19 protein-coding genes are annotated in these 22702 nt (G+C 42.8%); 7 read left to right on the top strand and 12 right to left on the bottom strand.

What is annotated here, in order from left to right:
* Window positions 1-26: 26 nt before the first annotated feature.
* The 12 genes from ACQUQM_RS23605 to ACQUQM_RS23550 all read right to left on the bottom strand — a co-directional run bounded on the left by ACQUQM_RS23605 (window position 27) and on the right by ACQUQM_RS23550 (window position 13701).
* Window positions 27-866, bottom strand: coding sequence for a glycosyltransferase (locus ACQUQM_RS23605; RefSeq protein WP_432472312.1), 840 nt, complete (start codon window positions 864-866; stop codon window positions 27-29).
* Window position 867: 1 nt separating this feature from the next.
* A complete protein-coding gene (locus ACQUQM_RS23600; protein ID WP_432472311.1) occupies window positions 868-1800 on the bottom strand; it encodes a glycosyltransferase family 2 protein in 933 nt (310 codons plus the stop codon).
* A gap of 3 nt (window positions 1801-1803) precedes the next feature.
* Window positions 1804-3051, bottom strand: a complete 1248-nt coding sequence (locus ACQUQM_RS23595) for a Coenzyme F420 hydrogenase/dehydrogenase, beta subunit C-terminal domain (RefSeq protein ID WP_432472310.1) — start codon at window positions 3049-3051, stop codon at window positions 1804-1806.
* 17 nt (window positions 3052-3068) lie between these two features.
* On the bottom strand, window positions 3069-4433 hold the full coding sequence (locus ACQUQM_RS23590; protein WP_432472309.1) for a choice-of-anchor Q domain-containing protein: 1365 nt from the start codon (window positions 4431-4433) through the stop codon (window positions 3069-3071).
* Window positions 4430-5734 (bottom strand): hypothetical protein, encoded by a 1305-nt coding sequence (locus tag ACQUQM_RS23585; RefSeq protein ID WP_432472308.1) that lies wholly within the window; start codon window positions 5732-5734, stop codon window positions 4430-4432. The genes ACQUQM_RS23590 and ACQUQM_RS23585 overlap by 4 nt, the downstream gene beginning before the upstream one ends.
* Window positions 5735-5766: 32 nt before the next feature.
* Window positions 5767-6393: a CatB-related O-acetyltransferase gene (locus ACQUQM_RS23580; RefSeq protein WP_432472307.1), complete on the bottom strand. Its 627-nt coding sequence runs from the start codon at window positions 6391-6393 to the stop codon at window positions 5767-5769.
* Window positions 6386-7807 (bottom strand): oligosaccharide flippase family protein, encoded by a 1422-nt coding sequence (locus ACQUQM_RS23575; protein ID WP_432472306.1) that lies wholly within the window; start codon window positions 7805-7807, stop codon window positions 6386-6388. The genes ACQUQM_RS23580 and ACQUQM_RS23575 overlap by 8 nt, the downstream gene beginning before the upstream one ends.
* Before the next feature lie 10 nt (window positions 7808-7817).
* Entirely contained in the window at window positions 7818-9065 is a 1248-nt protein-coding gene (locus tag ACQUQM_RS23570; RefSeq protein WP_432472305.1) for a polysaccharide pyruvyl transferase family protein, read from the bottom strand.
* Window positions 9066-9074: 9 nt separating this feature from the next.
* Complete coding sequence (locus tag ACQUQM_RS23565; protein WP_432472304.1) at window positions 9075-9875, bottom strand: CpsD/CapB family tyrosine-protein kinase; 801 nt, start codon at window positions 9873-9875, stop codon at window positions 9075-9077.
* Between the two features lie 13 nt (window positions 9876-9888).
* Window positions 9889-11430, bottom strand: coding sequence for a hypothetical protein (locus ACQUQM_RS23560; RefSeq protein ID WP_432472303.1), 1542 nt, complete (start codon window positions 11428-11430; stop codon window positions 9889-9891).
* A gap of 79 nt (window positions 11431-11509) precedes the next feature.
* Window positions 11510-12907 (bottom strand): undecaprenyl-phosphate glucose phosphotransferase, encoded by a 1398-nt coding sequence (locus tag ACQUQM_RS23555; protein WP_432472302.1) that lies wholly within the window; start codon window positions 12905-12907, stop codon window positions 11510-11512.
* Between the two features lie 296 nt (window positions 12908-13203).
* Entirely contained in the window at window positions 13204-13701 is a 498-nt protein-coding gene (locus ACQUQM_RS23550; RefSeq protein ID WP_432472301.1) for a hypothetical protein, read from the bottom strand.
* Between the two features lie 570 nt (window positions 13702-14271).
* Here ACQUQM_RS23550 and ACQUQM_RS23545 point away from each other — a divergent pair.
* The 7 genes from ACQUQM_RS23545 (at window position 14272) to ACQUQM_RS23515 (ending at window position 21910) form a co-directional block, all read left to right on the top strand.
* Window positions 14272-14904: an XrtA/PEP-CTERM system exopolysaccharide export protein gene (locus tag ACQUQM_RS23545; protein ID WP_432472300.1), complete on the top strand. Its 633-nt coding sequence runs from the start codon at window positions 14272-14274 to the stop codon at window positions 14902-14904.
* Window positions 14905-14942: 38 nt separating this feature from the next.
* Window positions 14943-16229, top strand: a complete 1287-nt coding sequence (locus tag ACQUQM_RS23540; RefSeq protein WP_432472299.1) for a hypothetical protein — start codon at window positions 14943-14945, stop codon at window positions 16227-16229.
* Window positions 16230-16335: 106 nt separating this feature from the next.
* A complete protein-coding gene (gene galU / locus ACQUQM_RS23535) occupies window positions 16336-17220 on the top strand; it encodes a UTP--glucose-1-phosphate uridylyltransferase GalU (RefSeq protein WP_432472298.1) in 885 nt (294 codons plus the stop codon).
* A gap of 5 nt (window positions 17221-17225) precedes the next feature.
* Window positions 17226-18863, top strand: coding sequence for a glucose-6-phosphate isomerase (gene pgi / locus ACQUQM_RS23530; RefSeq protein WP_432472297.1), 1638 nt, complete (start codon window positions 17226-17228; stop codon window positions 18861-18863).
* A complete protein-coding gene (locus tag ACQUQM_RS23525; RefSeq protein ID WP_432472296.1) occupies window positions 18860-20122 on the top strand; it encodes a nucleotide sugar dehydrogenase in 1263 nt (420 codons plus the stop codon). Before pgi ends, ACQUQM_RS23525 begins: the two co-directional genes overlap by 4 nt.
* 7 nt (window positions 20123-20129) lie before the next feature.
* Window positions 20130-20501, top strand: coding sequence for a hypothetical protein (locus ACQUQM_RS23520; protein WP_432472295.1), 372 nt, complete (start codon window positions 20130-20132; stop codon window positions 20499-20501).
* A gap of 38 nt (window positions 20502-20539) precedes the next feature.
* Window positions 20540-21910, top strand: a complete 1371-nt coding sequence (locus ACQUQM_RS23515; protein WP_432474875.1) for a phosphomannomutase CpsG — start codon at window positions 20540-20542, stop codon at window positions 21908-21910.
* Window positions 21911-22702: the final 792 nt, after the last annotated feature.

Here is a 22702-nt window from a genome sequence, read left to right as displayed (position 1 = left end):
ATTAACTACGTATTCTTTAGAAGAGATCAGGTCCTGGAAGACTCGTCCCTGTGCCAGACAGGCACTGATCCCTTCTGTAATTCACTATTTACCTTAAATCGAACATACAGGTTAACAAGCGAATAAATAATAAACTCAAGAACACCTGGCCTGACAACAAAACGACGCCCAGGTAAAGAAACTGTACTAGTATCAACAACACCTGCTAACTGACTATTTCCAACCTTAACCCGAGTTTTAATTTTAATAAGGTCAGATAAGGTTCTGGGTGCTTCAACCGCACTGACTGCGTCTTCACAGACCAGAGTATTTTGACCAGCTGACAAATGCCTTACGAAACCGTCGTCTGCAATAACATCAGGAAAACGATCAAACAGGTCTCGTGCAGCTTTATTTAAAACATAAACACCCGAACCAAAACCCTGATTAATAAAGAATGTCGTTTTTGTCCATGCGGAATAAAATAAGCTGACAGCCGTATCTGACTGGCTGGTATTGATACTGCCCCTGGGAGCAACAAGCTGCGCCTCATTATGATATGAAGCTTTTTGAATGAGCTTTAAGACAGATTCTGAAGATATATCAACATCGGCATCAACATAAACCCGGGGATAGCCTAAGCCGAGAGATTCAGCCTCATTGAGTGCGTTAGTTTTTGATGCTTTCTCAATATCGAGGCAGATATATTCAGGGAAATTTTGTATGACCAGCTCAGTGGTATCATCCTTACAGCCATTACAAGCGACGACAACATTGTAATGACCTGAAACTACCCCTTCATTGAGAGAACGAAGTAATTTAAGAATAACAGTCGATTCATTGTACGCAGGTACAATAACAACAGGAAGATTATCTAAAGCGTTCAAATTAAAACCTCCAGCTCAGTTGGTTCTTAACGAACTCAAACCAGATAGAGCGATCATTTCGTTTGCTTGCCATAAACAAAGAAGCTGAAGAGATTAAAACAAGACGTAAAAAACTGCCCAAGAACAGGCTAACCCTGGCAACATAAAATTTAAGTGGCGACCAGTGCTTTTTAAAATATTTGAGCTTAGACTCATATAAGAAATTCAGTTTATTCCTACTGGTTATCGTCTTGCTACCAATATGAACAATAGTGGCTGAAGTTGTTGATTTTGGTTGTGCACCTAATTCTCTGGCACGACGACAAAGATCAACTTCTTCACTATACATAAAGAACTGCTCGTCGAATCCACCAAGTTGCTTTAAAAGATTTAGATCTATTAGAAAAAAACAGCCTGAGATAGCGTCGACAGAATCTGAGGCAAACAACTCTTTTTCTGAATAGGCATCAGGAATGCTTAATCCGAGCTTCTTGAACAGGATATCACCGAAAAATGACCAAGATATTACGCCGCTTAATGAAGGTTCTTTCCAGGCATTCTTACCATCGACATTACCATTCTCATCAAGGGTTTTTCCACCCCATATAAGCGCTTCTGGTGTTTCATTAGAATACTCAATAAGTTTAGAGATGCTATCAACATTCAATCTAATGTCGGGATTCAATAATAATACTTTGTCACCGCCATTAACTTGACTGATCGCTAGATTACACCCAGATCCAAAACCAACATTTTCAGTTGATTCAATAACATTGACATCAATACAATCAATGCTAGTAAGTAGCTTTACAGAATTGTCCTGTGATGCATTATCGACAACAGTTATAGATAATTTATCAAGTGGGTAGTCGCCTTGAACAATATCACTGATAGCTTGCTGTATATCTTGACCGCAATTAAAACACACAAAAACTATATTAACATGTGGATTCATGAATTAGTAATCCTGCCGAGATATACTTATGCGCTTATGCATTTTTTTTACAAATATTCGTTTAATGGTGCCAAATATTGAGCTCTTCTTTAAAGAAAACGATAGAGGAATCCAGTATTTAAAGAACTTAAAATTATTATAGGAAGGACGTGGCGCACCAGATAGCTTTAGCATTAAAAGTCGGCCCCAAAGGCCTCCGCGCGCTGCGATAAGGTTAGGTTGAGACTTTTCGATTAATGAGGAATCTGCTTTAATAAGCGTAATAAAACCTGCAGAAACAGCATCATTAAGATACTTACGACCTTTTTCAGACCTGACTACAATCAAAGAAGAACCAGGCTCACCATCTTTAACTTCTCTATACCAGGGATCACCGACAGAAATATCTGCAAACTCACCACTATGATCAGGACAGATGTAACAGCGCCATTGTCGAGACTTCTGAAGCACAGACCAAGACTCAGCATAGGAACTTTCAGATTGTGTAGAAACGTCGTCGATATTAGCATTAACTCGCCATACACCAGGCCAGCCCTCACCTCTATATTTTAACGAATGAATATTTGTTGGCTCACAACCAAGTTGATTTTTTATGTATTCTCGATTACCTGTAGTAGATGGCACACCAGCACAGAAAAATGCGAGAGAAACACCAACCGAATTAGCAACAGCTTGATTTTCTTTTTGTAATTTGTATAAAGCAGCAATATCACATGGTTTACCAATGACTACAGAATTCTTGCGACTTACAACCTCAGATAATTTTGATAATGGTGAAGATGGGGCGTAACGCGATCCAGAAGCACGCAAGATATCTTCTCTGGTTGTTGAATAATGAGCTCTATTCACTACGGGATCAGATTTTGAAGGCACTGTGTGCAAAACACCAGAAAACTCCCCTTTATCTACTGCAAACAAGCTTAGAGCAGTCAACAAGCCTCCACTTGACCCCTTCCAACGTGAATGACTATCAGTGGCGTAACCCTCATAAACTTCAAGTACAGGACCCCACATGTCAAATAATTGTTCATTGATATCTGTAGAGTATTCAGATTTATCGTGACTAAGACTGATACCAGAACAAACCTTTATAGCAGAGGCTTGTTCTTTTTCTGTTAGCGGTCTGGTCTCCACAGGCCTAATACCGTAATCCTCAAAATCAACCATTCGTATGGAATCAGGTGCAATATAGCTACAAGCTCCACAGCCATTACATTGCTGATAATCAACAATATCACTAATATTTTTCATATAAAGCCTACTTAACCTTAATCAACAATATATTCGTAAGCACCAACATCAATACTTTCGTCACGAGAATTGCCTAATATATCAATTCTAACTGAGCTTGACGAAGAGCCATTATTAATAGCTGAGGAGCTTGATTTAAGCGAAAAATCAAACACAAGTGGATCTTTAAAATGTGAAGAAAGACTAAATTGGTTAATATTGTTACCACTCGCAACAACACCGCTATCTGGAAGAATTACTAATTTATAAGAAAAATTGTTATATAGCTCATTCCCCTTACCAGCCAAGGAATTTTTATGAGGAAATATTCGAATTTGTGCAGGACCGACGGTATCATTCCAAACATCAACAACAGTATTGTTCGACACTCTAGAATTATTAAGACCATAAAAGGCAATACCATTCCAGTTACTAACAACAATCAAATTATTTTCAACGACCCAATTCTCATAAAAACCATCAAAGCAACCAATACCTTGAACATAGCCACTTAGTGGAGAGTTAAGGTCTGTTTGTGCAATAAAGTAGTTACCTATAACTCTATTATTATAAACAGTCCCACTACCAACTTTGCCGCCTTTCCCTACAGACCAACTCTGAAATAGGTCAGCATGATTCCCATCAACTTTTATTGAATCAGAAACATAATTTGATATAAAGTCATTAAAATCACCAATAGTCTGAATACCATCTCTAGAAAAAAAGCTTATCCTATTAGACTTCACAGTAGAATAATCACCAGCAAGTAAAACACCACGTTTAATATTAAAAACATGATTATTTAGGATCTTGGTATAATCGGAATAACTCACTACTCCTGAGATAGCCTCATTACGCCAATCAGCAGCAGTCCAAGTACTAGAATCTTGAATAGAAAACAATTTACTACTCTTAAGGGTTATATTATTACTCGGCCCATGAAATCTATGATCTTCGACCAAAAAAAGCCCTCTGACCGCCCCATCAGAGACAGTTGAACTAATAGAAACACCATCAACGATCCAATTGGATGAAGCTGATATGTCAATATTTGAAAACCTAGCCCCATGTCTATTTTCTGATATGATTGTTATCGGGAACCTGTTAGTAAACCCTCTAATCTTTAATGAACCATAATACCCATCCTTAAGAACAATCCTATCACCACCTCTAATAGGAGCTTCAATTCCTCTACGGATCAAATACGAACTATCTGAATATGGAATACTCCATTTATAGCTGTCAATATAATCACCATCAAAAAGCTTTTGTAAGCTTTTCCACGGCCGACTCTCAGATCCATCACCATCAACCAACCCCAAAACCGGATCAACATAGAAAACATTTGCTGTCGACAAGTTGGAAATCAACAAGAAGAAAACAGTAAAAATTAATTTATTCAAACCTCTCTCCTTTCAAGTAGCGCTGCCTTTTTTTTCTGCAAATTATGTATATAGACATTAAAAATAACTGGAAACATTAGATAAAACAAAAAGACTGGCTGCCCAAAGTAAGACACACCAATAAAAGATATACAGTGAACTGTTAAAGATACTCCAATACACCATATAAAAAATATATTTGGCGAACCATTTAGCAAGTGTAAAGATCGGCCTACATACTTAAAGGATAGTGCTATAACAACAACAAACAAGCTCAGTCCTAAAAAGCCACTTCTAACACCCATTAGTACAAACTCATTAGCCAAATCTTGGGCACCAAAAAACCAGTGCCCAGTATAATTTGTACCAAGTAAAGCCCATTCGTTAAATCTTGAGATAAAACTATCGATCAGTAGAAACCTGAAGTACCCAGTTGATCCCCCAACAGCCCCCACTCTTGATATCAAATGCCAAACTGGCGCAGTCATCACTAAATGCAGAGAAACCAATATTAACAAGGTAGCCCATCTAATTTTCCTTAGATGCTTTCTAAACATGTACATGACAATTAAAATCACAGCTGATAGTAATGACAATAATGGTGTACTTGAAGCAGTGGTTACCACAATTACCACACTACAAACACAAGCAATGTAAAATATTAAATTTCGTTTATTAGAGCTAATTGCCCCAACAAACAGCGGAAAAAGGACCGCCCAAAAACAACCTGCAATTATCGGATGTGGAAATGCGCCTTGACAACGAAGCCTTCCATCACGAACTTTGGTATATTCAGGAACTCCTCCAAACACTGAAAATAAGTTTCTACCAGTAGTATTTTCTACAACAAATAAAGCGCATACAGGAATACTTAGTAATGCCAAGAAACGTAGAATAACTTCAAAATCCTTTGTACTTCTTATTAGGCACCGACCAACAAAATATACAATGAATATATCGCCACCAGACCCCAGCGGATCACCAAGATTGCCGCTAGATATCAAATATATACTTGTTTTCACCAAAACAAATACTGCAAAAAACTTGTCAAACATACAAACTCTTATATGTTTGTACTCACCATTAATTAAAATCCTAAAAAAAAGAAGAACGAGAAGAAGCCTAAAAAAATTAAAGTCTATTGTAGCAACAACTACTCTCTGTGCCGGCGAGACAAAACAAAGCAAAAACACAAACGGAAGTAAAGCATTAGAACGCTTATTTACAAAAGTAAATAGAACACAGACCAGAAGAATAACAACCCCTACTGGATGTATAGTTATATTTCCGACCCATTCACCCTGCCCGAAGCCATCAGGCATTACCCTTTCCGTCATTATTAAGCCTTTAAAAACTAGCTGTCATGAGAATTATTCTTAAAGATAAAGTGAGTTCTTTGACTCCCTACTACTTCATCTACGTTTAAGCCCCACCATTTAGACTCTGTTAACTTATCGACAATCTCTTCATCAAATCTCATTTTAATTTTTTCACATGGATTTCCAACATTAATAGAGAATGGCTGTACATCTTTTGTTACGACTGAACCAGCGCCAATTACAGCCCCATCACCAATAGAGCGACAGGAAGGTAGTATTATTACATTCGCACCTATCCATACATCACTACCTATTACTAAGGGATTATCACAATCGTTAGCTATTGTATCTTTTTTTACATACCCCAACTGACTATTATAAAAAAAAGGATGCTGCGTTAAAGTATCAACTGGATGATTTCGTCTGAATATTTTAACACCATCAGCTATAGAGACATATCTACCAACTACTAACCCCCTAGGTAGGGTTTTCATGCTAATTAAACCATAACTGTACATGCCAATATCTATTTCAAAATATTCTTTATACACAGCCCTGTAAAGCACCGAATACATTTCAGAAACAGCATTACGAACCAGGCACTTTATCAAACAGCGCCTTATTAATGAATATTTACAAAGCCTCAGAAGAATCTTATTCATTAATCACCTTGATAATTTTCTTATAATTCAAACAATCATCAAACAAAACCAACCACATGAAAACAAATAAAAGTATGAAAAACACAAGAAAGATAAAATTGTAAATATCAGAAACAAACCAATACTGTCCTATATAATAGACAAAACTACCGATTAATAACCCTACAGTGATTAATTTATTCATCATCAAAGTCAACGTTTTATCATGAGCACCATAGTTAACAAAATTGACTTGATAAATTAACGCACATACTTCACCAATGATACCTGCCACTAGTATTCCGTATACCCCTCCCCCTGAATAAACCCAAAGAATAGAAAAGCAGACTGCTAGCGATCTTACAATATTTGATTTCAAAATAACTTTTGTTTGAGCTCTAGACGTTGCTATTATCGTCGGGCCTACTCTAATTATTCGTATACTATGCATAATCCCTAAAAACACAAAAAAACTTTTACCTTCGATGTACTGATCTCCATATGCAAAAACATAGATATCACCTCCAAACAGAACAGCGCATACAAGTACCAGCAACCCCGTCAATAGTGAAAGGTGGAACATTAACATTATCAAATTTGGATTTTCATCATCTCCGCGTTCTTGTGAACGAGATAACAATGGAAGCATTCCGATACTGTATACCTTTGCGACTATTACTGAAGGCATGATAGTCATAGCAAAAGCTGCACTAAAATAACCAAGCAACTCCAAGCTAAACAACTTCCCAATTATAACCCGGTCAGCTTGAAACACTAAAAAAATCAAAAAACCATTCAGCAACAACGGCCAGCCAAAACCGAATATCCGTCGCAAACACTCATAATTTAGCCTAACATAGTAAGTCTTTCTAGATAAAATATGAGTTAGAATTACACTTATTAAAACTTGTAACACAACTAAGAAAAGAACAACACGATAATCATTAAAATAAACTGCCAAAGGCAAAACTAAACAAACGGTAACAACCTGGGGTATAGAATCAACTAGTGCAGTATTAACAAATAACAAATCCCTTTGCTGATTCGCCACATCCCAATTAATAAACCCCTTTAACAGAGGTACGAGTGCTAATATTTTGAATGCCCAGCCAAGATCATTAAGGTTAAACCAAGAAGAATATAAATCTGATAAGAAAAATAGCGTTACAGAAAGGATTGCTCCTCTCAGAATCTCCACAGTATGAACTGTACCGATAAAATCTGTTAAACCTTCACTTCTACGCTGAACGATTTGTCGGTCAAAAGACATACCACTCATCATTTCTAAAAAAGTAACAAGAACTGCAAAAAGGCTTGCTATCCCAAAGTCTTCAGGAGATATTATTCTTGCAATAACAATATTTCGAATTAGTGAACTTAATGCTACTACACCCTGACTCAGGGCAAGGCATCCTCCTTTATTTAATGCCCCCACAGCTCCACCACTAATACGTATGTATTTTATTGGTTATAACTTCAAATTGCGCTTTGGCTGTATTAATTACTTCAGGTAGAAAGGACGCAATTCTTTTCTTTGTTTCGTGCCGGTTTCTCCACTCATCTAACACATTACAGGCCATTTCATCACAATTCATATCCCTCGCATCTAGCACCTTATCTTCTTGTCCGATACTGTCGAACACACCTTTTGACTTACTGCTATACGCTATATTTACAGTAGGAACACCTGATGATAACGCTGCAATTGTTGCATGCATTCTTGATCCACAAAACCAATCAAGAGAAGATATAACATACTTAATCTGCAGCTCGTTATAATCACCAGTAACAATATCTACACGCTCTTGGTTATCTAAAGACAAAGAAGATTTCAGCCTCTCTGAAGCCAAAATATCAGATTCAAAACTATTAATATCAGCAGGTATTACATGAGGGACCAAAACAACTCGACCACCACTCTCCCTCAAAATCCCTTCAACTATCGACTTCATTAAATCTCTATAATTCAAATCAATGTTATATTTATTACTTAACTGATTCGAGTTATTATATAAAAGCCCACTTACATTTACCCCAAAATACTCAAACCCATCTAGCTTATTAATTAAAGTATTTTCCTGACACCTCAACAAAAAAGCCATATCAACACCCAGCTTAACTTTATCCTTATCCATCCCATCTTTCATAATAGTAGATAAATATTCAAAAGAGTATTTATCTCTTGCAAAAACCAAGTCCGCAGCTTCAATTATTCGCCTAGCTCTATCGATGTTATTTTGTGATTTAAATGGCCCAAACGTTTGCGGCAACAATATCAATGGAATTTTATTATCTATGGCCAACTCCTTTGGACAACAGACCATATCCATTCTTTTCTGACCATACATATCGCTAAAGCTATCACCGCCACTAACATCGAGAACACAGCTCGACTTCATAAAAGCTTCAACAGTTTTGTTTACAGCGAAACCTCTATTCAAAAAAAACTTTATATTTGAGTATGTTGACTGTTTATATAACTTCTTACTAAAATTTGCACCCACTAGATTCGCATACTTATTTTCATTTACTTTATAAGCATTCTCTCTCAAACCGTTTTTAAAATCGAGTATATTAATATTTAACTCTGGACTACCCCATGAAACACCCTCAGCAGCAGATCGACATAAAGCCGAAACACCTAAATTTCCAGAGTCAGGTGCAGCACCTGCAATAATAACTTCCATTTTCATTTCACATACTCAATAAACATATATTTTTTTCTGTTCAATTTCTTTATTCAAAACCGTCCCAAGAAGCGGTTTTTGATCTAACATCCCTATTGAGCTTTCAATTTCTTCTTTAGTATTCACCCCACTCTCTACAACTAATAAGGAGCAGTCTACATTCGGAAGAAACACCATCACATCATCTGAAACCAGCAATGGCGGCAAGTCATAAATTATAACGCGGGATTTATATTTGTTTTTTAACTCTTCAGTCAATGCTTTTAACTTTGGAGAAGCGAGCTGCTCAGCAGAGTTCAGGGTCCGCATACGTCCAGGCATAACAACAAGCCGCTCAATACCTGGATTGATCATTACATCTTCTACCGACGCATTATTCTCGATATAGTCCTGTACGCCATATTCCGGCTCGAAAGAGAAATACTTATGGATTGAAGGCTTTCTCAGATCCATATCTACGATTAAAACGGTCTGATTGGTCTCCATCGCGATACTCATCGCTAAATTCACGGTGACCAGCGATTTACCTGCCCCCGGTGTCGGTGCAGAAATAGCGATACTGTTCCAATCGTTATCTCTAAGTTCACGCAGAACCTTAGTTCTTAACATATGAAAGGGTGTCGACCTTGGGTCCTCTTTGTTCTGCGCTATTACCCTGTTTTTTGTCAGGGTTTCATTGTCTACATTAATTACCTTAGTGGTTGAATAATTAATATCTGAAATTATCTCTTCACTGCTTTGTGGCGAATTTTTTCTTTTAGCGCTCTTTCTTCTGGCTCTTTTTGCCTGTTTTACAACATCATCTATTGTGGCCATCACTGCTACTCCCTTAACTAAGCCCGAACCGAAACATTAATTTGTACATCAGAAAATCCAGTGGCATCACAATAGTGTGGAATATAACTATACAAACAATGCTTAACACCAGTACGGCTCCCACCCCTCTGATAATATTTTTCTTTTTCTTACCCTTCTCATCATCAGTTTCTATGTAGCTTATCACCACCAGTGGTGCCTGATTAGTAATCACTTCTACAGCTGCCGCGCCTCTGACTGATTTATCAAAAAACGCTGCCAGTATTACCAGGCCAAAAGGTATACCAAGCGACATTGCCAGACCTACCCCCAGGAACTTCTTCCGATCAGGCTTATACGGCTGATCGGGTAAAAGCGGCGGCTCAAGGATAGAGAATCGCTCTGCTTTTCTACCTTGTTCAAGACTTTCTGCCATCTTTGCCTGCATCGTATTGCCCACGATCTGCTCGTACTGTTCCTGCACAGTCCGATAGTCACGATTCAATGCCAACAACCCCCTTTCCACCTGCGGGATTTTAATTATTTTGCCTTCCAGCTCAGCAATTTGCTGATCGGCCTTAGCTAACTGCTTTCGCAGCAATGCGATTTGTGTATTTGCAGAAGCTATTTTTGCAGCGACAACCGAGTTACCCGATGTTTTTGAAGAATCTGTTTTATCAGGTGCACTGCTTAGTTGTTCAATTTCCTGCTGCAGGGCGATCAGGTCCGGATGAGAAGGCTGGTAAAGCGCACTTAACCTTTCGTATTCTGTTTCTAACTCTACAAGACGTGGTACCGAACCTGCCGCCACACCGCCGCCCTGCACCTCATATAACGAACGCTGATTAATCTCTGATTCAATTTTTCGTTGCAGTTCAGCCCGATTACTTTGTGCACGCTCCAGCATGGCTATATACAGATTAAGATGTTCCGGCAGGGCATCTTTATTCTGCTGTTTATAATCGGCTATCGCCTGCTCAGTCTTATCCAGCTGTTGCTGCAGCTTATCGGCTTCTGATTGTAAAAACTCGGTGGTTTCTGACGCTCGCTCGGTTCTGGCTTTTACATTTTCATCAAGGAACAGTGTCACCAGATCATTGGCTACTGATTGCGCAACACCGGGGCTCAGCGCATCATAAGATACTTTAAACGCTATAGTTGCCGCTGCTTTATTCCGCTTATTCATACTGCCGGTTATCAGCTCGACCGCTATATTGTCACGCATATCCTGCACTAGCCTGGAAACCAGCTCTGTACCTGAGTTAGCTTTTATGGATGGATGCTTATTGGCTATTTCGAGAAGCCTGTCACGGGTCATTACCCGCTGCTTTATGATCTGAATTCGCTCAGCCGCGATCGATGTAACCGTTGAACGGACTAAATCACTGGGTATCTGCTGGGTTTCAACCAGAACAATTGCTTGAGAGCGGTATACCGCGGGTATCGCCGTTACTACTGCGACAGAAATTAGCGACAACAACACTACCGCAGCGATAAGATGGATCTTATAGCGTGCGATTGCCGCTATATAATTGGTTGGCACTTCTATCTGGTCTTCGTAATCTTCGTAGGCCACTCTTACTATCCTTTCCTTGAAAAGTGCTGCATTCAACCGCGTTTAAAATCCAATTGAACCATCATCGATTTAATACGGCTCAGTAGGCTCTGCTGCCAAATAAAGTGAATGCAGTTTTAAACAAAATAATAATATCCAGCGTGATCGACCAGTTATTGATATATTCCATATCTGACTCTACCCGCTTACTCATCAGCTCAAGCTCTTCGGTTTCCCCCCTCAAGCCTCTGACCTGTGCCAGGCCGGTAATACCGGGCTTTATTCTGTGTCGACACAGATACGCAGATATCTGCTCTGAGTATTCTTTATTATGTTGCACAGCATGGGGACGCGGACCGACCATGGACATGTTGCCGATTAATACATTGATCAGTTGCGGTAGCTCATCAATACTGGTGCGCCGTATAAAACGACCAACCGGAGTAATGCGAGGATCTTCTTTGGTTGCCTGTTGCAATTTATCAGCTTCGATCTGATGCACATACATACTGCGGAACTTCCAGATCATGAACTCCCGGCCGTCCCATCCGGTCCGTGGCTGTTTAAAAAACACAGGGCCTGCAGAGGTGAATTTTATCGCCAGGGCGGTACCCAGCATTATTGGAGAAAAGGCTATCAGCGCGATTGTTGCCAAGACTTTATCGACCACTGACTTTTTCAGCTGATGCGTGCCTATGAGCGGCGTTTCTGACAATGTTATAACAGGAAAGCCTGCCAACTCTTTTACGCTTTGATTAATGAGTTTCAGGGCGTGAATATTCGGAACCCAGTGAACATCGACATTAAGGTCTTGTAACTTTTCATATATGCTTTTTATCTGACCAGCATCTTCGAACGGCAACGCCAGATAGACGGTACGCACTTCATGCTGATGCATTACATTCAGCAGGTTCGCAATATTACCAATACAGCCTTCAGGTGTTTTACTTTCGCTTAGCGATAAAAGGCCTATCACATGGTCGCGCACCCATGGATTGGTATTAATCCTTTTTCTCAAATAGTTAGCAAAAGAATCGCTGCCAATAATTATGGCGTTTACTTTAGCCTTGCCTGTTCTGGCAATATGGATTGCTCTTAATAACAGGTGCGCAAAAAATTGGCCAAAAAAACCTGCAACAGCAAAGCTGACCAGAAATTCCCGGGATATATGATGCAGAACCTGCAACAGGTAAACCAATGTCAGCGCAATCATTAACGAGATCAGCCAGGCTTTGATCAGGTCAAACGACTTTTTGAAGGGGTTTGAGTTTCTGCGATAGATGCCAAAATAGTCATACACGCCTGCCATTGCGCCAAGCATGATCAATGCAAAAAGAACGTGATCATAACTAATAGCACCAACCATATTCAACATCAGCAAGGCGAATATCGTCAGTACAACAAAAGCATCAATCAGTGACTGCAGAACGTTTGTCAGCGAGTTCCGCCTTTGCAATAAAGGCCGCCCTATACTCGCGATGGACTCAATATCTTCCATGTATTCCTTTTCTCAGTTGCGTTGCCAGCAACTCTCCTCAACAGTAACAGCCCGCTTATAAAAATAGCGTGAGATTTTTAACCGCTTGAAACATCCATGACATCAGCTGCGTCCACCATGCTGATCCACGTACAGAACGTGCAACAGATGATATTACTTTCGAAAAGAATAGGGAAGGCGGGGTTCAGAAAACAACTGCGAACACACACTTAGCAGACACTATACAGATCTGATAAAAACGCAGAAGAGAAGGCGGGGGGAGCCCTCTCTTCTGCGTAGTCAAACTCAACTGCTGATCAGGAAACCTTACGACGTGCAGAGAAACCTGCAAAACCCAGCAGAGCAGAACCGAACAGCAAAGCCGCCGCAGGAACTGGAACAGTGGATACAGCAAATGTATAACCACCATCAACATCAGTATTCATGACCACTCGATACGTATCAGCCACCAGATTCCTCAGCACCAATGAAACCGGACTATCAGATGTCGGGGCTACCGTACCAACCAACTGATTCAGGCTATCGAAAATACTCGCCGAGAATGTAGCAGGTACCGGGTAGAAAAATGGATTTTCTTCTGAATCCTCAACATCCGGCGTAAACGTAAATGCCCACATGGAAGTGGTCGTATTATCTTCTAACTGAACAAAAATATCGGTATCACCAACAGGTAGCGCTCCAAAAGACCGACCAATCTCTCCAACACCAACTGAAACATCTACTGCAGCCGCATTTGCACCAAAGGACGCCATTACCAGCAGCATCCCTAACATCATTTTTACTTTTGACAACATAGTCAAATTTCTCCCATAAAATTGTATTCTTTCAAACTGGCGCTTACTTTTTTATCACCCAATAACTTCAACGCCAACCGGATGCTGCGATCTTTAATGCACACACTATGCCAACAATATAAAACGCCGTAATTACAAGAGTTTAGTCGATTCCGTTTTTTTATAACCAGCTATCTATAGTATCTATGTAAACTTTCCCGACACTCATTACTGATTACCCGCATCGATAAGTACTCCCCACCTGAAAACACCCGCTTAAAAACCAGCTAAACGCACTATTTTTAACGGAAAACGCCATAACACAGCCTGTAATATATTCCGACACCGGCCATTTTTTTGATTGATCATTACGCTTCAATTCATTGAATAAATTTCGATGTGTCGAGTTTTCTATCACCCACTATCCTGTCAGGTCGATTCTTAACCACATTCCAGTCAATTGCTTTTGCATTTTTCAGCAAAAGCAAACAAAATAGCGGCCAGCAAATTAATCTACTCATTGACACTATTTCCGTTATGCGGTGATCTGAAAGTACGGATACACGGATCTGTTTAAAGGACTACTACACGATGACTACCTGGAAAACTGTCGCGGCACCTTTTCTCGCCTGCCTGACAATGATTATCTCTGGCTGCGCCACACAGAACCCGGTCTCTGCTACCCCTCCACCCCAGCCATCTCAGGAACAAGTGATAGCTGATTATGTATTAGGTAATGGCGATAAACTGGATATCCGGGTCTGGCGTAACCCTGAATTATCAGTATCTCTGCCTGTTCGCCCGGATGGAAAAATATCGATCCCTCTGGCCGGGGAAGTTACTGCTGCCGGAAAATCTACTGCAGAGCTCACAGAAACACTGGTAGAGAAGCTTTCTGTTTTTATTAAGCAGCCTCAGGTCACAGTCATTGTTACTGACCCGCAAAGTGCTGAGTTTCTGCAGCGGGTACGAATTACCGGCGCCATTTCGAACCCGACATCAACACCCTGGCGCTCTGGCATGACCGTACTTGACCTGGTTCTTTTATCGGGTGGCACTACTGAATTTGCCTCTGAGAACAAAGCCTTCTTATATCGGAAAGTGGGTAATTCGGTACAGACTTACCCTGTTTACCTTGAAGATATCCTCAGAAAAGGCCAGTTGGATACAAACTACTCCCTGATACCCTCTGACATCATCACTGTTCCCGAACGCTTGTTTTAAAACAATCCGACTGTTTTCAAACTTTACAGGGATACATTATGGGCAGATCTGACTTTATCGTGCCGTGTGCCTTTATTTTGTTCGGCGCACCCGGATTGCAGGCCGCGGATCAAAGTAACAAAGTTGATGTTAGTTTCACCGCTGCTTCTGAGTACACTGACAATACATTTAAGACCGCCACTCATCACACCGGCGAAAGGCAAGATAACCTTGGCCTGTTACTTAATAGCCAGCACAGCGGTGAGGTCTTAGAGACAACGCTTACCTTCGACATTAATCACCGCTCTTTTTCAAAAGACTCGGATGATGACGAAATTACCGCAGAAGGACTCGCCCAGGCTATCGCACAGATCAACCAATACCTGGAGACAACCGCTTACTTCAGCAGAAAGGAAGTTGTTTCTGATCCAAAACAACAAACACTGCTCAGCAATACCGATGAGCGGAGTATTACGGGTATTGACCTTCAGGGTACTTTTGCTGTCACCCCGGTTGATCGCCTTATTCTGACTCCGGAGGTAAGCCTGATTTCCTATGAAAACGCCTCTGAGCTGGATAGTAAGCGTTATGGAATAAACAGCCTTTGGCAGCACAGTTTATCGTCTGTTAATGATCTTACTGCTGGCTACTCTTTTACAAAGATAGAATATGACAGCTCGCAGAACGACCAGAACTACGAACGCGCCTTTATCGGCTTTAATTCTGAACTCAGGCTGCTGAGTTACTCTGCTGAAGCGGGTTATAACCTGATAAACCCAGCTCAGGGTAATGAAACCCGCGAGCCTTATTACCGCTTTGACATCACGTTTGACAACAGTGTGCACACATTAGCCGCTTCCGGATCGAGTATTATTACCGACACCTCCCTTGGCGATGGTAATCTCGACCCTATTTCTGACGACACTTCAACATCTGGTAGCAGCCAGCAACTTGATCAATTGACCCGGGAAGAACTGGCTATAAGTTATGCCTATTCTCAATTTTGCAATATTTGCACTATAGGCGCTGACGCGACATGGTTGCAGGAAAAGCACGTTAATCTGCTCATTCAAAACCTTGAAGAGCGCTCACTCTCAGCGTTTATTCGCTTAAATATCACCCCCTATTCAACTGTTAATTTCAGTATCAGCAGAAAGAAAGCCGATTTCGAATTCGATGCAATCAGTGACTACCGGGAAACAACTGCTTTAGTTAACTATAAGCACCAACTGAGCCGGCAAATGACCGCCGGCCTTTTTACCCGCTATGAGAAAAGAGATTCTGATATCTTCGCCCGGAGTTACTCTGAACTCAGTGGCGGGATGAGCCTTAAATATGATTTATAAAAATGCAGAGATAGCTCAATCATCGTTGCAACTCTAGGTGTCGTAGCAGCACTCGGGTACAATCTTAAGATAATTAATAATAGTTAACACACGCAAAGGATAGTTAATGAATTCTGTAACAAAAGCTGTCATTCCTGTTGCGGGCCTTGGTACCCGGGTACTTCCTGCCAGCAAGGCGATCCCAAAGGAGATGATGCCCGTTGTCGATAAACCTGTTATTCAACACGTCGTTGAAGAGGCTGTAAAAGCGGGCATTAAAGATATAATCCTGGTTACCCGTAGCGGTAAGTCGGCTATCGAAGATCACTTTGATAAGCACTATGAACTCGAAGCTGAACTGGAGCGCAAAAACAAAACTGCGATTCTTGAATCTATTCGCAGCATTGTCCCTCAAGACGTGACTATTGCTTCTGTTCGACAGCCTGCAGCACTGGGGCTGGGCCATGCGGTTTTTTGTGCAGCAAGCAGTGTTAATAACGAACCTTTTGCAGTAATCCTGCCGGATGTTCTGGTTAACAATCATGGCCAGACCGATAACGACCTGAGCAAAATGGTTAACGCTTTCAGCCAGCATAATGCTGCTCAAATCATGGTTGAGTCTGTGCCACAGGATCAGGTTCAGATGTATGGAATCGCTGATTGTGGCGGCATCACGCCCCCTCCGGGCGAATCCGTGAATATTAAAGGTATGGTCGAAAAGCCCGCCCCTGACCTGGCGCCCTCCAACCTGGCCGTCGTCGGACGATATGTACTACCTGCACGGGTCATGGAGTTGCTTGCCACTACCCAGGCGGGTGCCGGCGGTGAAATTCAACTGACTGACGCTCTTGATGAACTTCTGCAAGAGCAGAAAGTTGAAGCCTACCGCATGTCAGGTAAAACCTACGACTGTGGCAACAAACTAGGCTACCTTCAAGCGAATATTGCGTATGGGCTACAACACCCGGAAACAGCTTCAGGCTTGAAATCCTTCTTAACGGAACAGGTATAACTCTGATGAGTGTCGCTGCTTCACAAGCATGGTCTGCGCTACAGAAGCATGCCGGAGAGATAAAGAACAAGCACCTTAAGGATCTCTTTGCAGAAGATCCGCATCGCTTTGAGCATCTCAGCTTTAAGGCAGCTGGCTGCATGCTTGATCTGTCAAAGCAGCGCATTACATCTGAAACACTGCAAAAGCTCTACCAACTGGCCGAACAGCAATCGCTTGGCGATTCTATTGAAAAACTTTTCAGTGGCGCTATTGTCAATCCGACTGAAAACCGCCCTGCACTGCATACTGTGCTGCGCCAACCGGAAGAGCAACCTCTGATCGTTGGGGACATTGACGTTAATTCCGCAGTGCATAAATCACTTAAGCAGATGGAATCACTGGTCAACCAGATACATAACGCGCAATGGCGAGGTTACGACGGTAGCCCTATAAAGACAGTTATTAACATCGGTGTTGGTGGGTCAGACCTGGGGCCGCTAATGACCTGTCGAGCACTGGCGATGCACTCACCAGAATATGCCCGAAACCTGGATGTGCATTTTGTCTCATCAATGGATGGTAGCCAGCTGGCCAGGTTATTAGATAAGCTTGACCCGGCTTCAACGCTGTTCATTCTGTCTTCCAAGTCGTTTACTACTATCGATACTCTGGCCAATGCTAATACCGCCCGGGAGTGGCTGATAAGTAATAGTAGCGAGTCTCAGGATGTTATTACCCGACATCATTTCATTGCAGCAACCGCCAGCCCCCAAAAAGCTATCGAATGGGGTATTCCTGAAAGAAACCACCTCAGGTTCTGGGACTGGACAGGGGGCCGCTACTCCATGTGGTCCGTTATCGGAATGCCTATCGCTTTACAGATCGGCATGGACAATTTCCGTAAGTTTCTTAATGGTGCCCACCAGATGGACGAGCACTTCAGGCATGCACCTCTGCAGGAGAACCTTCCGGTTTTACTCGGCCTTATCGGTGTCTGGAACATTAATTTTCTGGATATTCATGCTCATGCCGTTTTGCCATACGATGGTCGACTGGCACACTTGCCGGCCTACCTTGAACAGCTGGAGATGGAGAGCAATGGTAAGAATGTCACCCATAGCGGAAACGCAGTAGATTACTCGACCTGTCCGATACTCTGGGGGGAAGTCGGCCCGAATGCACAGCACGCTTTTTATCAGCTGCTGCATCAGGGTACTGAATCAGTTATGTGTGATTTTATTGCGCCGGCGCTGCGCTACCAGGACAACGGCAAAGAACTGCAAACCCAGCACCAACTGGCGCTTGCCAATTGTTTTGCGCAATCCAGGTTGCTGGCCTTAGGTGACAGCATACTTGACGATATCGAAAACGCACCACCACATAAACGCTATCGTGGTAATCAGCCAAGCTCGACCCTGATGTTTGAAACTTTAAGCCCGGAAACATTCGGCGCTCTTATCGCACTGTACGAACATAAAGTATATGTACAGGCGGTTATCTGGGAAATTAATCCCTTCGATCAATGGGGCGTCGAACTGGGTAAAAAGGTCGCTACGTCATTACTTGACTGTTTTGACAACCCGGACCAAGACACGCTTGATGCATCAACCTACGGACTAATGAATTATATCCGGCAGCAGCGCGGAGGATTTTCCGAGTGAAAGTAATCATATATGGATCAGATCTCACAGCCTGGGTTGCTGCAGCCTGTCTGGCAAAGGCTGGCAACAATGTTGTTATTCAAGGCCCGGACAACCAAATCGATAAGCCACTGCAGTCAATCTCTGCAATACGTGACGAACCAGGGCTACTTAATCAGATCGAACGACAGATATCTGAAAATCGTCTTAGCCGGGACATATCAGCAATTGATGCCGACATTCACTGGTTGGCCCTGCAGCCGAATGAACGCGCCGCAGCAGAAGTAATAATTGATAATCTATCAGGCTATACCCCTGAAAACCTGCTAGTCGTCAACCAGTGCAGCTTTGGTGTCGGCGCTACCGACGAGCTGCAACAACAACTTGATGAAGACAAAAACCAAGCGATTGTTTATATTCCTGACAACCTTCAGGAAGGTAAAGCGCTGCAAGGTTTCAGCCAACCCGAGCGGATTATTCTCGGTACTAATTCTGACTGGGCTCTGACCGTCACTCGCTCACTTATCCGACCGTTCCTGCAGAATATTGAGCACCTTCAACTCATGACCTCACGGGAAGCTGAGTTCACTAAATTTGCGACAACGGGCATGCTCGCCTTACGCCTTGGGTATATAAATGAATTAGCCAATCTGGCCGATCAGCTGGATGTTGATATCGATGTCATTAGGGATGGTATGGGGGCCGATCCGCGAATAGGTAATCACTACCTGCAGCCGGGATGCGGCTTCGGTGGCCAGAATTTTCATAATTATATCTCCCGATTCTCTGAAATTTTCCAAAAGAAACGACACAACTCGCTCCTTAAAACTGTCATCGATGAGAACGAAATACAAAAAGAGCTGTTGTTCCGTAAACTCTGGCAGTTCTACAAGAGCGACCTCAGCGGTAAGGCTGTGGCAATATGGGGAGCTTCATTCAAACCGGGTACAGCAAGCATCGACAACGCTCCCAGCCTCAAAGTTATTGACGCACTGCTGGCTCAGGGGGTGCATGTTAATGTGCATGACCCGGAAGCTCTGCCTAACCTCAAGAACCTTTATACTGATGAGCCACTGTTAAGCTACTGTGATTCACCCTATCAGGCCGCTAAAGATTGTGACGCTGTTCTGCTTATTACCGAATGGCCCGAATATTGGTCACCGGATTATCTGAAGCTTATTGAAGAGATGCGTACTCCGCTAATTATTGATGGCCGGAATATCTTCGATAAGGAGGCCCTTGAAATGTATGGCTTCAGTTACATTGGTGTAGGAAGATAATCAACTAATGCCCTCACGAAAAACTTATAGCCTGGCCAGTATTCTATTATTTCTTGTCATATTCGCTGCTTTATTCTTTGCGCTTTTCATCCCTACCGGTTTGACGGGGCTGTTTCCCCATGCGGACAAGGCCGGGCACTTTGCAGCCTTCGCCGGTCTATCATTTGCCGGACGGTTCTCATTACCAAGAGTGCACTACTTGTATTTGCTCACCCCCTTGCTGTTTTTTGCAATAGGCGCTGAGTTTTTCCAGGCAACATTCCGACCAGACAGAGAGTTCTCCTTGTGGGACATCATCGCTAACCTGTCTGGTGTTATGTCAGGTATCTATTTAGCGACCGTTTTTAAGAAAAAATACATCTTAGCCTGCAACAATTAACTGCAGACCATTACGCCTTAGTCAATCAGAGAAGAATGATGGATAAACTAGCCTGTTTCAAAGCATATGATATTCGTGGCCAACTCGGCACTCAACTGGATCAGGACCTGGCTTACCGCATTGGCAGAGCCTATGCTGAGTTTCTTAAGCCCGACAATGTCGTTATAGGGGGTGATATGCGCCTCTCGACTGAATCACTTAAGCAGGCATTGGCTAATGGCTTAAGAGATGCTGGCGTTAACGTGTTGGATATCGGTCTTTGCGGTACCGAAGAGATCTACTTTGCTACGTCTCATCTTCAAACGGACGGTGGCATTGTCGTTACGGCAAGCCATAACCCTGAAGACTATAACGGAATGAAGCTGGTCCGTAAGGGGTCTAAGCCTATTAGCGGCGACACCGGACTCAATGAAATTGAGCAACTCAGCCGCGAGAATAACTTTGCCGCCCCTGACCTGGAAAAACGTGGCAGCTATACAAAGGTGGATACCTTAGATGCTTATATAGAGCACCTTAACGGTTACATCGATTTTAAAGCTTTGCAACCGATGAAACTGGTGGTCAACTCAGGTAATGGCGTCGCTGGACACGTTATCGATGCTTTGGAAAAACAGTTTATTGAATCTTCGATCCCTGTTGAGTTTATAAAGATTCATCATCAGCCTGACGGCACTTTCCCCAACGGAATTCCTAACCCTATTCTGGTCGAGAATCGTGCAGATACTATTGCTGCAGTGCTGGAGCACAAAGCTGACATGGGCATAGCATGGGACGGCGACTTTGACCGCTGTTTTCTATTTGACGAGCAGGGCCGCTTTATCGAAGGCTATTATATAGTTGGATTACTAGCTGAGGCTTTTCTGACCAAACATAAAGGTGCATCCATAATTCATGACCCGCGCCTGACCTGGAACACTCTCGATATTGTCGAAGCCTCGGAAGGCAAAGCAATTCAGAGTAAGACCGGCCATGCCTTCATTAAAGAACGTATGCGTGAAGAAGATGCAGTTTATGGCGGTGAGATGAGTGCTCACCACTACTTCCGGGATTTCTTTTATTGCGATAGCGGTATGATCCCCTGGATACTCGTTGCCGAGCTGATCTGTGCTAAGCAGCAACCCCTGTCAGCCTTGGTCGATGATCGCATCAGCAAATACCCTTCCCCAGGTGAGATAAATAGTAAGCTGGATAATCCGGCTGCGTCTATCGAAAGAGTGCTTGCAGCATACAAAGACAATGCTGTTTCAATCGATCATACCGATGGCATCAGCCTGGATATGGGACAGTGGCGCTTTAACCTGCGTTCATCAAATACCGAGCCGGTTGTAAGGCTGAATGTAGAAACCCGTGGTGATGCCGCACTAATGGAAGCTAAGACCAACGAGCTACTGAGTATTCTTAGAGGCTGAGGCAGTAGACGGCTTTATCGCGACGGGGTACCCGAAGGGGCATGCTAGCGCCGCTCCCACATAGCATGAATCATTAGTTGTAGGAGGCGCGCCCTCGCGGCGATCTAAAGTATTCATCGCGACGGGTACCCGAAGGGGATGCTAGCGTCGCCTCCCACAAGGCATGAATCATTAAAATTGTAGGAGGCGCGCCCTCGCGGCGATCTAAAGTATTCATCGCGACGAGGTACCCGAAGGGGATGCTAGCGTCTTTATCGCGACGGGGTACCCGAAGGGGCATGCTAGCGTCGCTCCCACAAGGCATGAATCATTAAAGTTGTAGGAGGCGCACCCTCGCGGCGATCTAATGTTTTTATCGCGACGAGGTACCCAAACTCCCACAATGTATGAATCATTAAAGTTGTAGGAGGCGCGCCCTCGCGGCGATCTAAAGTATTCATCGCGACGAGTACCCGAAGGGGATGCTAGCGCCTTTATCGCGACGGGGTACCCGAAGGGGCATGCTAGCGTCGCTCCCACATAGCATTAATCATTAGTTGTAGGAGGCGATAAGGCCTGAAAGGGCATGCTAGCGTCGCTCCCACAATGTATGAATCATTAAAGTTGTAGGAGGCGCGCCCTCGCGGCGATCTAAAGTATTCATCGCGACGAGTACCCGAAGGGGATGCTAGCGTCTTTATCGCGACGGGGTACCCGAAGGGGCATGCTAGCGTCGCTCCCACAAGGCATGAATCATTAAAATTGTAGGAGGCGCGCCCTCGCGGCGATCTAATGTTTTTATCGCGACGAGGT

Origin of the sequence: Amphritea sp. HPY, assembly GCF_050870985.1 — a bacterium.
GTDB lineage: Bacteria > Pseudomonadota > Gammaproteobacteria > Pseudomonadales > Balneatricaceae > Amphritea.
The sequence above is the reverse complement of the archived record's forward strand: the minus strand, read 5'-3'. Positions and strand labels throughout refer to the sequence as shown.